At 49.6% G+C, this 14738-nt stretch carries 14 protein-coding genes; 4 read left to right on the forward strand and 10 right to left on the reverse strand.

Annotated features, from left to right (window positions below; genetic code table 11):
- The first annotated feature begins 49 nt into the window (after positions 1-49).
- Both acnA and LPB67_RS06735 read left to right on the forward strand, forming a co-directional pair.
- Positions 50-2785: an aconitate hydratase AcnA gene (acnA, locus tag LPB67_RS06730; protein WP_262836346.1), complete on the forward strand. Its 2736-nt coding sequence runs from the start codon at positions 50-52 to the stop codon at positions 2783-2785.
- A gap of 237 nt (positions 2786-3022) precedes the next feature.
- The gene (locus LPB67_RS06735; RefSeq protein ID WP_262836348.1) at positions 3023-3259 is read left to right on the forward strand and encodes a hypothetical protein; all 237 of its coding nucleotides are present in this window, start codon (positions 3023-3025) and stop codon (positions 3257-3259) included.
- 237 nt (positions 3260-3496) lie between these two features.
- Here the strand turns inward: LPB67_RS06735 and LPB67_RS06740 are convergent, their stop codons facing one another.
- From LPB67_RS06740 to phaC, 7 genes are all read right to left on the reverse strand, one after another.
- Entirely contained in the window at positions 3497-3982 is a 486-nt protein-coding gene (locus tag LPB67_RS06740) for a TonB C-terminal domain-containing protein (protein ID WP_262836350.1), read from the reverse strand.
- 51 nt (positions 3983-4033) lie between these two features.
- Complete coding sequence (locus LPB67_RS06745; RefSeq protein ID WP_262836352.1) at positions 4034-5212, reverse strand: cystathionine beta-lyase; 1179 nt, start codon at positions 5210-5212, stop codon at positions 4034-4036.
- Between the two features lie 364 nt (positions 5213-5576).
- Positions 5577-6053, reverse strand: coding sequence for a hypothetical protein (locus tag LPB67_RS06750; protein ID WP_262836353.1), 477 nt, complete (start codon positions 6051-6053; stop codon positions 5577-5579).
- Positions 6054-6057: 4 nt separating this feature from the next.
- Positions 6058-7446, reverse strand: a complete 1389-nt coding sequence (gene rimO / locus LPB67_RS06755) for a 30S ribosomal protein S12 methylthiotransferase RimO (RefSeq protein ID WP_262836354.1) — start codon at positions 7444-7446, stop codon at positions 6058-6060.
- 70 nt (positions 7447-7516) lie between these two features.
- Positions 7517-8071, reverse strand: a complete 555-nt coding sequence (phaR, locus tag LPB67_RS06760; RefSeq protein ID WP_262836355.1) for a polyhydroxyalkanoate synthesis repressor PhaR — start codon at positions 8069-8071, stop codon at positions 7517-7519.
- 242 nt (positions 8072-8313) lie between these two features.
- On the reverse strand, positions 8314-9054 hold the full coding sequence (locus tag LPB67_RS06765; protein ID WP_262836356.1) for a 3-ketoacyl-ACP reductase: 741 nt from the start codon (positions 9052-9054) through the stop codon (positions 8314-8316).
- Between the two features lie 37 nt (positions 9055-9091).
- Positions 9092-10810: a class I poly(R)-hydroxyalkanoic acid synthase gene (gene phaC, locus LPB67_RS06770; RefSeq protein WP_262836357.1), complete on the reverse strand. Its 1719-nt coding sequence runs from the start codon at positions 10808-10810 to the stop codon at positions 9092-9094.
- A gap of 133 nt (positions 10811-10943) precedes the next feature.
- Here phaC and LPB67_RS06775 point away from each other — a divergent pair, with 133 nt between their 5' ends.
- Positions 10944-11195 (forward strand): hypothetical protein, encoded by a 252-nt coding sequence (locus LPB67_RS06775; RefSeq protein WP_262836358.1) that lies wholly within the window; start codon positions 10944-10946, stop codon positions 11193-11195.
- 11 nt (positions 11196-11206) lie between these two features.
- On the opposite strand, the gene pgeF is transcribed toward LPB67_RS06775, so the two are convergent.
- Together pgeF and LPB67_RS06785 are read right to left on the reverse strand one after the other, a co-directional pair.
- Complete coding sequence (pgeF, locus tag LPB67_RS06780; protein WP_262836360.1) at positions 11207-11998, reverse strand: peptidoglycan editing factor PgeF; 792 nt, start codon at positions 11996-11998, stop codon at positions 11207-11209.
- The gene (locus tag LPB67_RS06785; RefSeq protein WP_410482712.1) at positions 11995-13041 is read right to left on the reverse strand and encodes an RluA family pseudouridine synthase; all 1047 of its coding nucleotides are present in this window, start codon (positions 13039-13041) and stop codon (positions 11995-11997) included. Before LPB67_RS06785 ends, pgeF begins: the two co-directional genes overlap by 4 nt.
- Positions 13042-13084: 43 nt before the next feature.
- Between LPB67_RS06785 and LPB67_RS06790 the strand changes: the two genes are divergently transcribed.
- Positions 13085-13882, forward strand: coding sequence for an outer membrane protein assembly factor BamD (locus LPB67_RS06790; protein WP_262836362.1), 798 nt, complete (start codon positions 13085-13087; stop codon positions 13880-13882).
- Positions 13883-13954: 72 nt separating this feature from the next.
- Here LPB67_RS06790 and yaaA read toward each other — a convergent pair whose 3' ends face one another.
- Positions 13955-14731: a peroxide stress protein YaaA gene (yaaA, locus tag LPB67_RS06795; RefSeq protein WP_262836363.1), complete on the reverse strand. Its 777-nt coding sequence runs from the start codon at positions 14729-14731 to the stop codon at positions 13955-13957.
- Positions 14732-14738 lie beyond the last annotated feature (7 nt).

Genomic DNA, 14738 nt, shown 5'->3' on the forward strand with positions numbered 1-14738 from the left:
TAAGACGATTAGTTTTGATGATTGATTTTCGTAAAAATAAGGAACAGCCATGAGCCAAAATGCGTATAAAGATGCATTCAAAACCCTGAAAGATTTCAAGATTTCAGACTCCAAAAAAGGTAAGTTTTATTCCCTGCCCGCTCTGGAAAAAAATCTGGGGGCGAAAATCTCACGCTTGCCAGTATCGATTCGCGTGGTATTGGAATCGGTCTTGCGTAACTGCGACGGTAAAAAAGTAACGGAAGAGCACGTCAGGCAGCTCGCCAACTGGAGCGCCAATGCTGATCGCACCGATGAAATCCCCTTCGTGGTCTCGCGCGTTGTATTGCAAGATTTTACTGGCGTCCCACTGCTGGCTGACTTAGCTGCAATGCGTAACGTCGCCGCCAAACAAGGCAAAAATCCCAAAAATATCGAACCATTGGTTCCCGTGGATTTGGTGGTCGACCACTCTGTACAAATCGATCATTTCCGCGAAAAGAAAGCGCTGGACCTGAATATGAAACTCGAATTCGCTCGCAATAACGAGCGCTATCAGTTCATGAAATGGGGTATGCAAGCATTCGATACATTCGGCGTGGTTCCACCCGGCTTCGGTATCGTCCACCAGGTCAACCTGGAATATCTGGCACGCGGCGTACACAAAATCAAAGATGCGAAGAAAAACGACATCTACTACCCTGACACATTGGTAGGCACCGATTCCCACACCACCATGATCAACGGTATCGGCGTCGTCGGCTGGGGCGTGGGCGGTATCGAAGCGGAAGCCGGCATGCTCGGTCAGCCGGTGTACTTCCTGACCCCGGACGTGGTCGGCGTCAACCTGACCGGCGCATTGCGCGAAGGCTGCACCGCAACGGATCTGGTACTGACCATCACAGAATTGCTGCGCAAAGCAAAAGTCGTTGGCAAATTCGTTGAGTTCTTCGGCGAAGGCACACGTACCTTGTCGCTGACAGATCGCGCAACCATCGCCAATATGGCGCCGGAATACGGCGCAACGATGGGTTTCTTCCCGGTCGATGAAGCAACGATTGATTACTTCAAAGGTACAGGCCGCACCAAGGCTGAGATCGACGCTTTCGAAGGCTATTTCAAAGCTCAGAAAATGTTCGGCATTCCAAAAGCTGGCGAGATCGACTACACCACTGAAATCTCTCTCGATCTTTCTTCAGTTGCTCCATCGTTAGCCGGCCCCAAGCGTCCACAAGACCGTATCGAAATCGGCAATGTCAAATCGACTTTCGCCGATCTGTTCGCCAAACCGACTTCTGAAAACGGCTTCAACAAAAAAGCCGAAGATCTGGATGCGGTATACACCAACTCAGATAACGTTAAAGTCAAAAACGGCGACGTACTGATCGCTGCGATCACCTCTTGCACCAATACGTCCAATCCTAGCGTCTTGCTGGCGGCCGGTCTGCTGGCGAAAAAAGCGGTGGAAGCCGGCCTGAAAGTAGCGCCTCATATTAAAACATCCCTGGCGCCTGGCTCCCGCGTTGTGACCAAGTATCTGGAAGCGGCAGGCTTGCTGCCTTACCTGGAAAAACTCGGCTTCGGCGTGACAGCGTATGGTTGCACCACCTGTATCGGCAATGCCGGCGATCTGACACCAGCAATGAACGAAGCGATTGTCGCCAACGATATCGTGGCGTCTGCCATCCTGTCCGGCAACCGTAACTTCGAAGCGCGGATTCATCCGAACATCCGCTCCAATTTCCTGGCATCTCCACCATTGGTCGTGGCTTACGCGATCGCTGGCAACATGACCAGAGATCTGATGACTGAACCAGTCGGCCGCGTCAAAGGCAAAGATATTTTCCTGGGCGACATCTGGCCCACCAGTGCAGAAATCCAGAAGTTAATGAAGTTCGCGATGAACTCCAAGACCTTCAAAGATAATTATGCTGACGTCAAAGGCGCACCGGGCAAATTGTGGGAAAACATCAAAGGCGTGGCAGAAGGTCAAGTGTACGACTGGCCGACATCGACTTATATCGCTGAACCACCATTCTTCGCTGACTTCACGATGGAACCCAAAGCGGCGGCGACTGGCATCACAGGCGCACGTGCCCTCGGCGTATTCGGCGACTCGATCACAACTGACCACATCTCCCCGGCCGGCTCGATCAAAGAATCCAGTCCGGCTGGCAAGTGGCTGAAAGAAAACGGCGTATTGAAAGCCGACTTCAACTCCTACGGCTCACGTCGCGGCAACCACGAGATCATGATGCGCGGCACCTTTGCGAATGTGCGCATCAAGAACCTGATGATCCCGGCGAAGGAAGACGGTTCCCGCGTGGAAGGCGGCGAAACCCTGTTCCAGCCGACTGGCGAACCGATGGCGATCTACGATGCGGCGATGAAGTACGTTGCCGAAGGCACGCCAACCATGATCTTCGGCGGCGAAGAGTACGGTACCGGCTCATCCCGTGACTGGGCCGCCAAAGGCACGCAATTACTCGGCGTAAAAGCCGTGATCGCGCGCTCATTCGAGCGCATCCACCGTTCGAATCTGGTCGGTATGGGCGTGTTGCCTTTGCAATTCCTCGGCACTGACAGCGTTGATTCTTTAGGTATCACAGGCACAGAATCGTATGACCTGAAAGGTATCGAGGACGACATCAAGCCACAGCAACAAGTGACGCTGGTGATCAACCGCGCCAACGGCGACAAGCAAGAAGTCAAGGTCTTGCTGCGTATCGATACACCGATCGAAGTGGACTATTACAAGCACGGCGGCATCTTGCCATTCGTCTTGCGTCAATTGCTGGCGGCCTAATCAGCTTCTGATTGCTGCGTCTATTCACGCTGATGGACTCTGTTGATCGACTGCTCTGCTAGCTTCGGCTTGGAGGCGCATTACTCACAAAGGGCCGGATATATTCCGGCCCTTTTTCATTATCGGATTATGAAAGAATCATGTAAGTCTTCAGGCGTAGCCTCTCTCAACTTAGGCTAATTGATGCATGCATTCGCTCAGCTAGTCCGCCGATCATATTAAAACCAAGGAGATCTTATGTGGAAAATTGCCGTTGCCTTTATCGTATTTGCGGGAGCCGCTTTATTTTTTATTTTTAAAGCTGGCGACAAGGTCGATATGCAAGGTGAAGCGGGCGGTCACGACATGGCAGAAGTGCATGCCGCTAGTGCCGCAGCATCTGCGCCTGTCTCTGTCGAAGCGACTGCTTCGTCCATGTCAACAACATCAGCGACACCAGCCAGCGCAACTGCGGCGACTGCTGCATCGAAATAAACTAGAATAAATTTTGAATAGGTTTGCACAAATACGTCAAACGTATGAAATAAAAAATCCGATATCCCTCATCGGATTTTTGCTTATTCTGCCTTATTGACGGGTTCAGTTTATTGCTGGGTCATACGGAATAAAATAATATACTCCCTGTTATTTCAAGAAAATATACCAGATTGCGCTTTATTTTATTGCGATCAAAAAATATACCCTGTACCAGTATATAAATACCGGTTTAATTTAATCATTTTCCTGCGGTAGCGCAATGGTACGCAATTGAAACCGCCCATCGTCATTAAACAACCAGGTTTCTATCAACTCCAATCGCCCATTCTTCACCAGATACGATGCGGGTTTGGGGAAAGGCGCACTGTTACGCAGGCTTGCCAGGGCCGTTTTCTCCGCTGCCCTGTCCTGATTGGTCCGCATCAATTCGCTACTCAGCAACTTGCCATCGGCGTTCATGGCAAATTTGACGACGATCACTGCCCGCAGCAAGGCTTGCGGACGTTCCGAATAGGTCGCACTGGCGTTCTCACGACTGATATGCTGCGCCAGGTCTTTTTTATAGCCGTTCAAGGTAAAGGCGGACGACGTTGTGGATTTCGGTGCCGACGGTTTTTTTGCCTCTTGCGGCACACCTGGCTTGCCGGCCTCGTCCAATGGACGGCTCGCACATCCGGCAAGCAGGCACAAAAGAAAAAGACTGAGTTTTGAACGCTGCATTTTCACCTCCAATTACTGCTACTGATGATCGATTTAATCACACAACGCTGGTCAGGCGTGCAGAGTCGCCAAGGCATGTTCGATATCACTGATCAAGTCTTGCGGGTCTTCCAGTCCGATATTGAAGCGCACCAAAATACCCTGATGCGGCCAATGCCGGCGCATGTGTTGAATCCGGTAAGGCACACACAAACTATGCGCCCCACCCCAGCTAAATCCAATTTTAAATAAGGTCAGCGCCTCGACAAAGCGATCTGTCTGAGCTTCGGTATAACGGGCGTCAAACAAGACTGAAAACAAACCGCCAGCCCCTTTAAAATCGCGCTTCCATATCGCATGCCCCGGGCAATCCGGCAAGGCGGGATGCAAGACCTTGCTGATCTCGGGTCGGGTCGTCAACCAGTTTGCGACCTGACGCGCACTGGCATCATGCGCATCGAAACGCAATTTCAAGGTCGGCAAATTGCGCAGCACCAGATACGCATCATCCATCCCGACCCCGAAGCCCAAATGCATATGCGCCGCCTGCAAGCGGCTATTCAATGCCTGGTCACGCGTAATCACCGCGCCCATCAAGACATCCGAGCCGCCGCTTTGATATTTAGTCAGCGCCTGCATGACGATATCGACCCCATACTCAAACGCGGGAAAAGCAAAACCGGCCGACCAGGTATTGTCCAATGCAACCAAAACGCCTTTTGCGTGCGCTGCGACACAGATCGCCGGAATATCCGGCACTTCCATCGTGACCGATCCCGGTGCTTCAGTCCAAATTAATTTAGTGTTATTCAGGATCAGTTCCGAGATACCGGCGCCGATCAGCGGATCGTAATAACGGGCGCTGATACCGAAGCTGCGCGCCAGCCAGTTACCGAGTTCACGATTCGGGTTATACACATTATCCGGGATCAGGACGTCATCGCCACTTTGCAAGAACGCCATATCAACCAGGGTAATCGCAGCCAGGCCACTGGGCGCCAGCAGACAGTATTCACCCTGCTCTATCTCGGCCAGTCTTGCTTCCAAGGTAAAACTGGTCGGCGTGCCATGCAAGCCATAGGTGTAAGCGGACTTATTTTGCCAATTGCGTTCACGCATCGCCGCCACGTTTTTAAACAGGACGGTTGAGGCATGATGGATCCCCACTGGAAATGCCGCAAATCCTTCCGGCGCCACGTAATCGGAATGGATCAATGCTGTATTGCCACCTTGTTTTTTGCTGGAAGTCATAGTCATTATCGATGTCAACGGAATGCATTTCAGGAAGAATACGACAAGCCATTTTACGACATTTGGTCTGCTTCAAAACGAATAATACGACAACACTATTGCACTCCCGATCGGAGGGAATGCGCGCTATCCGGTTCACTTAAAGTGCGGCAAACACCAGGGAAAGATAATTCTGTTCAGGCAAACAGAGATCGGGCATTTATCTTTCCAGCGCGGGCGGCATCCGGCAGCGTTCTGCCAGAAACACTGGATCGCCGTCTTCGCAGGGATCACCGCCATTAACCGCAACGAGAGCCTGACTTAAAAATGGATCCCAAAAAACCGATTGCATGATGATCAAAGACAGCGGCAAATTATTTGATATCTATCGTTTTTTGCTTGATTTAGCAGGCACGACAGTGGCAGAAGAATCCGCTGCCGGCATCATTTCCAAGACAAAATCCTTCACCACTTTGCCATCGTCGGATTGCCATTTGCCACGCAAAATTTTGCCCTCGAGCTTGCCATCCCATTGGCCTGAAACGTCAATACCATCCTCGGACTCCTCCATGCTGAGCACATCTCCGGTGACTTCACCTGCCAACAGAATCTTATTGCCCTTATTGCGGCTGCTGCCGATCACCAAGTAATCGCCTTCAACGCTATCAATATCTTCGACCTTGGGTTGAAGACGCATCTGTACAACATCATCGCCCAACTTGCCGCGCCACTGATGCAACTGTTTGAGGATAGCAACGCCGCCGGATTTAGCTGGCGGCGCTGCCTGCGCATAGACTGCAGATGAGGAAGCCAAACACATTACGGCGACGATGCCGCAGATTTTCAATTGAACTTTAGACATCGGACTATACTGCCTCGCCCCACAAATCATGCGCATCTGCGGCAGTGATAAGCACATCGGCAAACTCGCCCACCTTCAATTTGCGATGCGGCTCGAATGGCGGTTTCACATATACGACGCCATCGATTTCAGGCGCATCGGCAGCAGAACGCCCGACTCCGCCACTACGGTCGATTTCATCAATCAGGACACGCAGGGTTTTTCCGATTTTGGCTTGCAGACGTTTTTTAGAAATGCCCTCTTGCAGTTCCATGACACGGCGGCGGCGATCTTCACGGATATCATCAGGTACGGGATCCGCCAGTGCATTGGCTGTCGCGCCTTCGACCGGGGAATAAGCAAAACATCCAAGGCGGTCAATTTCAGCTTCTTTGAGGAAGTCCAGCAAATACGCGAATTCCTCTTCCGTTTCGCCAGGGAAGCCGGCGATGAAGGTCGAGCGGATCGTAATCTCCGGGCACATCTCACGCCATGCGCGAATACGCTCGATATTTTTTTCGCCACTGGCCGGACGCTTCATACGCTTCAGGACATCTGGGTGCGCATGTTGCAGCGGCACGTCCAGATAAGGCAAAACGTGACCGTTGTTCATGAAAGGAATGATTTGGTCAACATGCGGGTAGGGATACACATAATGCAAACGCACCCAGGAGTTGTATTGCTTAGCCAGATCACCCAGCGCCTCGACCAATTGCGTCATATGGGTTTTGACTGGCTTACCGTTCCAGAAACCCATGCGGAACTTCACATCCACGCCATAGGCACTGGTGTCCTGGGAAATCACCAGCAATTCTTTGACGCCGGCTTTGAATAAGTTTTCGGCTTCGAGCATGACATCCGCAATCGGACGCGACACCAGATCGCCGCGCATCGAGGGGATAATGCAAAAACTGCAGCGATGGTTGCAGCCTTCGGAGATTTTCAGATAGGCAAAGTGCTTCGGCGTCAGCTTGACGCCCTGCGCAGGTACCAGATCGATGAAAGGCTCATGCGGTTTAGGTAAATGGATATGCACGGCGTCCATGACTTCACCCAATGCATGCGGCCCGGTGACGGCCAGTACTTTGGGATGAACCGACATAATCATGTCGTTACCATTGGCATCTTTTTTCGCACCCAGACAACCCGTTACGATCACCTTGCCATTTTCAGCCAGCGCCTCACCAATCGCATCGAGAGACTCCTGAACCGCGGCATCAATAAAGCCGCAGGTATTCACAATCACCAGGTCGGCACCTTCGTAGGACTTCGCCGTATCGTAGCCCTCAGCACGCAATTGCGTCAGGATTTGCTCAGAATCGACCAGCGCTTTTGGGCAACCGAGGGAGACAAAACCAACTTTGGGATTGATAGCCGACGGCGTAATCGTCTGGATGGGAGTAGTAATAGACATAATGAAGAAGAGGTACAAAGCAATCCGCTATTGTACCTCTTCCTAGGACTCTCTTATTTCTAGTATTGACCTATTTCGTCTTGTCGTCAGTACCAAATGGAAAAACGCCAAACATATTTTTGGTCTGACTTTGCATTTGCTCTTGCATTTGTACAAACAGATTTTTGCTTTGCTCGATGTAATTCCCCATCATGCCTTGCATCATCGGTCCTTGTACGTTCATAAACTGCGCCCACATCTCTGGACTAAAGGGCTTGCCCTCATAGACGCCCTTGGAATTTTCGGCGAGCTTATTCTGGATATCGATAAATGCCTGGATATTCTTTTCCAGATAATTTCCCATCATGCCCTGCATGGCGTGACCATAATAGCGAATGATCTGCGCCAGGGCCACGCTGGAAAACATCGGCGTACCGCCAGCCTCTTCCTCAAGAATGATCTGTAATAAAATGCTACGGGTTAAATCCTCTCCCGTTTTCGCATCGAGAACCGCGAAATCATCATTTTCCAAAACAAATTGCTTAACATCGACCAGCGTGATGTAGCTACTGGTTTGCGTATCGTAAAGACGACGATTCGGATATTTTTTAATCAAATGCTGCGTCGATTTTTTTGCACTATTCATTGAATTCTCAATTAATAAATCGTTAAGCTTATACAAGCAGAAATGATGTCATCCTGCTCACGCTAACGCACAATCTAAGCAAACAAATGATGCATTTTTATATTTTTTATAAAAATACGAGATCTGTTTGTCCCCTGTTTTTAATAGTACAACTTTTTTTCTTATAAATGACAAGCCCACCGAAATCTGTTGATTCCGATGGGCATTATTTTACCGCAATGCGACAAATCTCCGTCAGGAAATTAGCCCATATGCAAGCCACCATTGATAGAGAAGTCGGAACCTGTTGCATATCCGCCATCATCGGAAGCAATCCAGGCGACGATCGATGCGATTTCGCTTGGTTCAGCCAGGCGCTTGACCGGGATGCCTGAGACGATTTTCTCCAAAACATCTGGGCGGATCGCACGTACCATGTCAGTACCGACATAGCCCGGCGACACGGTATTCACCGTCACCCCCTTGGTTGCCACCTCTTGTGCCAATGCCATGGTGAAGCCATGAATACCGGCTTTTGCCGTCGAATAGTTGGTTTGACCGAACTGACCTTTTTGTCCGTTCACCGAGGAGATATTGATAATACGCCCCCAGCCACGATCCGCCATGCCGTCGATCACTTGTTTAGTGACGTTGAACAAAGAGTTCAGGTTGGTATCCATCACAGCATCCCAATCGGCCTTGCTCATCTTGCGGAACTGACCGTCACGGGTAATACCGGCATTGTTCACCAGCACATCCACCTCACCGATTTCAGCTTTAACTTTCTCAAAAGCTGCTCTGGTGGATTCCCAATCGGACACATTGCCTTCAGACGCATGGATGTCGTAGCCTTCAGCACGCATATCCGCCAGCCACTTATCTTTACGTGGAGAATTAGGGCCGCAGCCAGCAACTACTGTGTAGCCGTCCTGGCATAAGCGCTTGCAAATTGGAGTCCCGATACCACCCATACCGCCAGTTACATACGCTATACGTTTTGACATTTTTATCTCCGATATTATTGGTGAATTAATTTAGTGATTAATCTGCTCTTACTTTGACATATCGCCCAGGTGCAGGCTCTATTGCTTTGTAACTCGTATTTCCAGGTTTCACGGGGGCTTTTACCATCTTGCCACCGTGTTCATCCAAGAAACTCGCCCATTCCGGCCACCAGCTACCAGGATGTTCGGTTGCGCCATCAAACCATTTTTGTGCATCTGTATCGAGTTTGCTATTGGTCCAATAACTCCTTTTCTGTTTCGCCGGCGGGTTCACCACCCCGGCAATGTGCCCGGATGCGCCGAGAATGAATTGATTGCGGGTTTTCTTTTTCGGATTCAACAAGGCAGTAGAGGCATACGCTGCCTGCCAGGGAACGATGTGATCCTCACGTGATCCATAAACGAATACCGGCGCATCGATTTTGCCAAGATCAATTTTATTCCCTGCTACAGTCAGTTTATTTGGCTGCTTCAGATTATTTTCAAGATAGGTATTTCGCAAATACCAGCAAAACATCGGACCAGGTAAATTGGTACTATCGGCATTCCAATACAAGAGGTCAAACGGCGGCGGGCTCTCGCCTTTGAGGTAATTCGACTGCACGTAATTCCAGACCAGATCATTCGCCCGCAAACTAGAAAAAGTACTGGCGAGATCGCGCCCAGGCATCAAGCCACCCTGGCTTAAGGTTTGCTCACGCATGCTTACCTGCATCTCGTCCACAAATACATCGAGAATGCCAGTGTCAGAAAAATCCAGCAAAGTCGTCAACAGCGTCAGACTGCTAGCCGGATGCTCACCGCGATCAGCCAGCGCGGCTAAGGCCGTTGAGATGATGGTGCCGCCTACACAAAAACCGAACACATTAATTTTGTCTTGCTTGCTGATGTTTTGTGCGACCTGAATTGCAGTAATTGCGCCTTCTTCGATGTAATCGTTCCAGGTCACATGGGATAAAGATTCATGCGGATTTGCCCAAGATACCAGGAAAACGGTGTGTCCCTGCTCGACCGCATAACGCACCACCGAATTCTCCGGTTGCAAATCCAGAATATAGAATTTATTAATGCAAGGAGGCACCATCAACAGTGGGCGCTGATGGACGGTCTTGGTAAGAGGCGTGTATTGAATTAATTGGAACAGGCGATTTTCAAAGACGACTGTTCCTTCGGTCGTGGCAACGTTTTTACCGACTTCAAAGGCTGATTCGTCAGTTTGTGAAATCCGGCCTTTTTGCATATCCGCAAGCATTTGACTGATCCCTTTTGCCAGGCTCTCGCCTTTGCTCTCGATCAGTTTTGCTTGCGCTTCGGGATTCGTCACCAAAAAATTCGCCGGCGACATGGCATCAATCATTTGCTGCACTGCAAAGCGGATTTTTTGTTTTACTTTTTCTGTGGCATCGACAGATTCAGCCATCGCCATCAAAAAGCGCGCATTCAGCAAATAGGAAGCAGCGCTGTAAGCATGCATCGCATGATTGTGCCAGTCGGGAGAAGAGAAGCGTTTATCATTAAAATCCGGCACTTTAGAGACAAAGAAATCTTGCCAAAGTTTGCCAAATTCTTGCATATAATCACTTTGAAGTTGGCTCATGACGGCGGGATCAATTTTTACGCCAACCTCTTTCAAAGCATCCATCGTCGGCAAATGATGTATTGCCGTAGCAGGCTTCATCCACTCCTGCCATTTATCTTGACTCACTAGCTGTGACATCCAATCGGAGTACATAGCTTGAGGATCATAAGTCTTCATGCGTGCCTCCTGTTTTTCGCGTATTGTTGCGGTTACTTTATGGCTTTACAACGGCTTACTTATTTGCGTACTTTGTACTGACAAATGACTGCTAAATTCGGTTTTACATTCTTGAATATTGGACTGACGTAGTATGTATATTATTGCGATTGCCTGGATCTATGTTGTTCTCATGATGTCCATCACCGAGCCAACACTTGTTGCTGGAATTATGACGTTTTTAATGTATTGTGTGTTGCCTTTAGCATTATTTTTATATCTCTGGCGCACACCCGCCCGCAAAAAACAAAGGGAGCGCGATATCCAGTTAATGAAAGCCGCCTTAGCCAGAGATAAACTCGATGCGGACAACCCACAATCTGGACCGGACAAATCGGTAGGTTGATTTAAATTAATTTACGATGCGATCCAGATCAGACTCGCCATCCGACCAGTGACGCCATCCCGTCTATAAGAATAAAATTGTCCTTTTTCGGTTACGGTGCAGCGATCTCCGCCGTAGACCTGATCAACACCGACTTTGGCTAAAACATAGCGCGCCAGTCCGTAGATATCGGCCAGATATTTGCCCTCCTCGGTTTTCTTCTTAAAAAATTTTTCCGCAGTACGCGTTCTTAACTGAAACGCATCGACGACATCCTGCCCTACTTCAAATTCATCAGGGCCAATCGCCGGCCCCAACCAGGCGATGATGTCAGCGGCTCCGGCTGCTCGCATTTTAGTTACTGTATTTTGCAATACACCGGCAGCGAGGCCGCGCCAACCGGCATGCGCTGCAGCCACGACCCTAGCTTTTCCGTCTGAAAACAGAACCGGCAAACAATCCGCCGTCAGAATTGCACAAACCGTATTTTGCCTGGTCGTGAATACGGCATCGCCAACATTACCGGCAGCCAGCGTTGCCGCATCCAAGACTATTGTGCCATGGACTTGTGATAAGAATGTGACATCATTCGGCAAGAATCGATTCAGCCTTTCGCGGTTACGAACCACCGACGCCAATGAATCCCCGACATGATCGCCAAGATTATTGCCACCGCCGCCCTGACCGTCATCGTAAGGTGCGGAGCTAAAGCCGCCTGCACGGGTAGTACTAAATCCCTGCACATGCGCGGGCACGCCCTCCCAATCCGGATGGATAATGGGAAGGCTGATTAAATCGCTCGCTGATTGATTGGCAAAACTCATGATGTTCGTATCGACGTAATCCCCGCTTGCAATAGCAGTTCAGAGAAATCATCTGCCAAGTTGACTTCCCATTCAATATGCTCATGAGTTTCCGGGTGAATTAAGCCTAATTTGCGCGCCTGCAAAGCCTGTCGCGGAAAAAAGCGCGCCAGATGCTGCTTACCATATAAAGTATCGCCAACCAGAGGGAAGCCCAGTGAGTGCATATGCACACGAATCTGGTGCGTACGTCCGGTTTCCAGCTGGCAGGCCACCAAACTCACCGGAAAGCGCTCCAGCATGCCGGCAGCGATTCTCTGATAATGCGTGACCGCCGGCTTGGCGAGCATGCTCTCGGACACCGCCATCTTGATTCTGTCTTTCGGGTGTCGCGCCATGGCCGCATCGACCGTGCCGGAAGGCTTAGGGGTTCCCCAAACCAGCGCATAATATTCGCGACTGACCGTTCTGGCTTGCAACTGCCTGACTAGTTCTGTCTGCGCGATTAATGTCTTGGCGACCACCATCAATCCCGACGTATCTTTATCCAGCCTATGCACAATGCCGGCACGCGGCACGCCTGCCAGAGCAGGGAAACGATGCAATAAGCCGTTTAACAGGGTACCGGACCAGTTGCCTGCGGCTGGATGTACTACCAGCCCCGCCGGTTTATTCAAAACAAGAATCGAATCATCTTCGTAAATTATATCCAGATGCATTGCTTCCGGCTTATAAGCGCCTTCATCCGGTGCCGCTTGCGGCTGGATGATGATATCCTCATCGCCGAGTACGGTGGTCTTGCCTCGCACCACGAGACCATCCATACTGACAAAACCGGCCTCTATCCATTGCTGGATACGGCTTCTTGAATATTGCGGAACCAGTTTAGATAAAGTCTTGTCCAAACGTTCGCCGCAATCTGCCGGACTTAATTTCAAGGTAATTGTTTCGATTTGTGACGATAAATCGTCAGCTTCTTCACCATCTTCAAGCTCGACGAAGTCTCCCTCAAGTTGGGTATTGGAGAAAATCGTTGCTTCAGTTGGTATCACATTAATTGCCATCGGCTATAATCCGTAAATTGTTTTCATGCACATGCAAAAATCTATGCAAATTAAATCTATAAAATTGTTTGGCCTCATCCTCGCTATGTCGCTGGCTGGCTGTGGAGTATTCGGTGAAAAGAACGATGAAACCAAAACATGGAATGCTGCAAAATTATACGCTGAAGCAAAAGATGAATTGAACAATGGTGGTTATGAAAAGGCGGTTCAGTACTTTGAGCGCCTGGAATCGCGCTTTCCTTTCGGTACTTATGCCCAACAGGCGCAGATGGAAATTGCCTACGCCTACTATAAGCAAGGCGATCAGGCACAAGCTCTGGCAGCAGTTGAACGCTTCATCAAGCTGCATCCGAATCACGAAAGCGTCGATTACATGTATTACCTGCGCGGCCTGATCAACTTCAACGACCAGCTCGGCATCATGAATTTTCTGGCGAATCAGGACATTACCGAACGCGATCCCAAAGCTTCACGCGACTCATTCGATGCTTTCAAGCAATTGGTAGTGCAATTTCCTGACAGTAAATATACGCCGGATGCGATTTCCCGCATGAAGTATCTGGTCAATGCCCTGGCTCAATACGATGTGCACGTAGGCAATTATTATCTGCGGCGCGGCGCTTATCTGGCTGCCGCCAACCGGGCACAATCGGCGATTACTGAATACCCGGATGCACCGGCAACGGAAGAGGCGATGTCGATTCTGGTGCGCTCCTATGACGCAATGGGCATGACAGAACTGCGTGATGATGCGAATCGCGTATTTGTAAAAAATTTCCCGAATAGCCCTTATCTGAACGGTAAGGGCGGAAAAAAAACCGCTTGGTGGAAGCTCTGGTAATCCGATAAACCAGGCGGTTCCACTAAATAGGAAAAAGCCGTCAGATCTGACGGCTTTTTTATGTATTCAGATTTAATCCATCAACTTGCGGCGAAAAATCCAGCGCTGCTGATCCGATTCCTCGGGATAATAGGCATAGCCTTCAAGATCAAACTTTTTTAATTTTTCAGGATGCTTGACTTTATGCAGCGCGCAATAGCGCGCCATCAAGCCTCTGGCACGCTTCGCATAGAATGAAATAATTTTATATTGGCCGTTTTTCCAGTCTTTGAAAATCGGGGTAATCACTGGCCCAGGTAACAATTTGGTTTTCACTACCTTGAAATATTCTTCGGAGGCCAGATTGACCAGCGTTTTATTTTTTCGATCTTCCAAAACCTGACTCAGAATCTCAGTCACCTTGCCTCCCCAAAACGAGTACAGGGTATTTCCCTGTGCATTTTGCAATTGCGTTCCCATCTCCAGGCGATAAGCCTGCATCAGATCATAAGGTCGTAACACCCCATACAAGCCGGACAAGATGCGCACATGTTCCTGAAGATAATTCGACTGCGCCAGACTTAACTGAGGCGCTTGCAAACCTTCATACACATCGCCATTAAATGCCAGCACCGCTGGCTTTACGCTCTCATTTTTCGGAGTACGCGACCAAGCATGGAAGCGTGCCACGTTCAGTTCCGCCAGATTGGATGAAATATCCATCAGTTCCGATAATTGATCTGCCCTTAAATTTTTTGCGATTTTGATTAATTTAGCGGCATCGTCCATTAATTCGGGATGACTGGCTAATTTTGTTTTTACCGGTGTTTCGTAATCCAGACTTTTAGCAGGCGATAATACGATCAGCATAATATTT

Origin of the sequence: Undibacterium sp. Jales W-56 (genome assembly GCF_025548535.1) — a bacterium.
Lineage (GTDB): Bacteria > Pseudomonadota > Gammaproteobacteria > Burkholderiales > Burkholderiaceae_D > Undibacterium.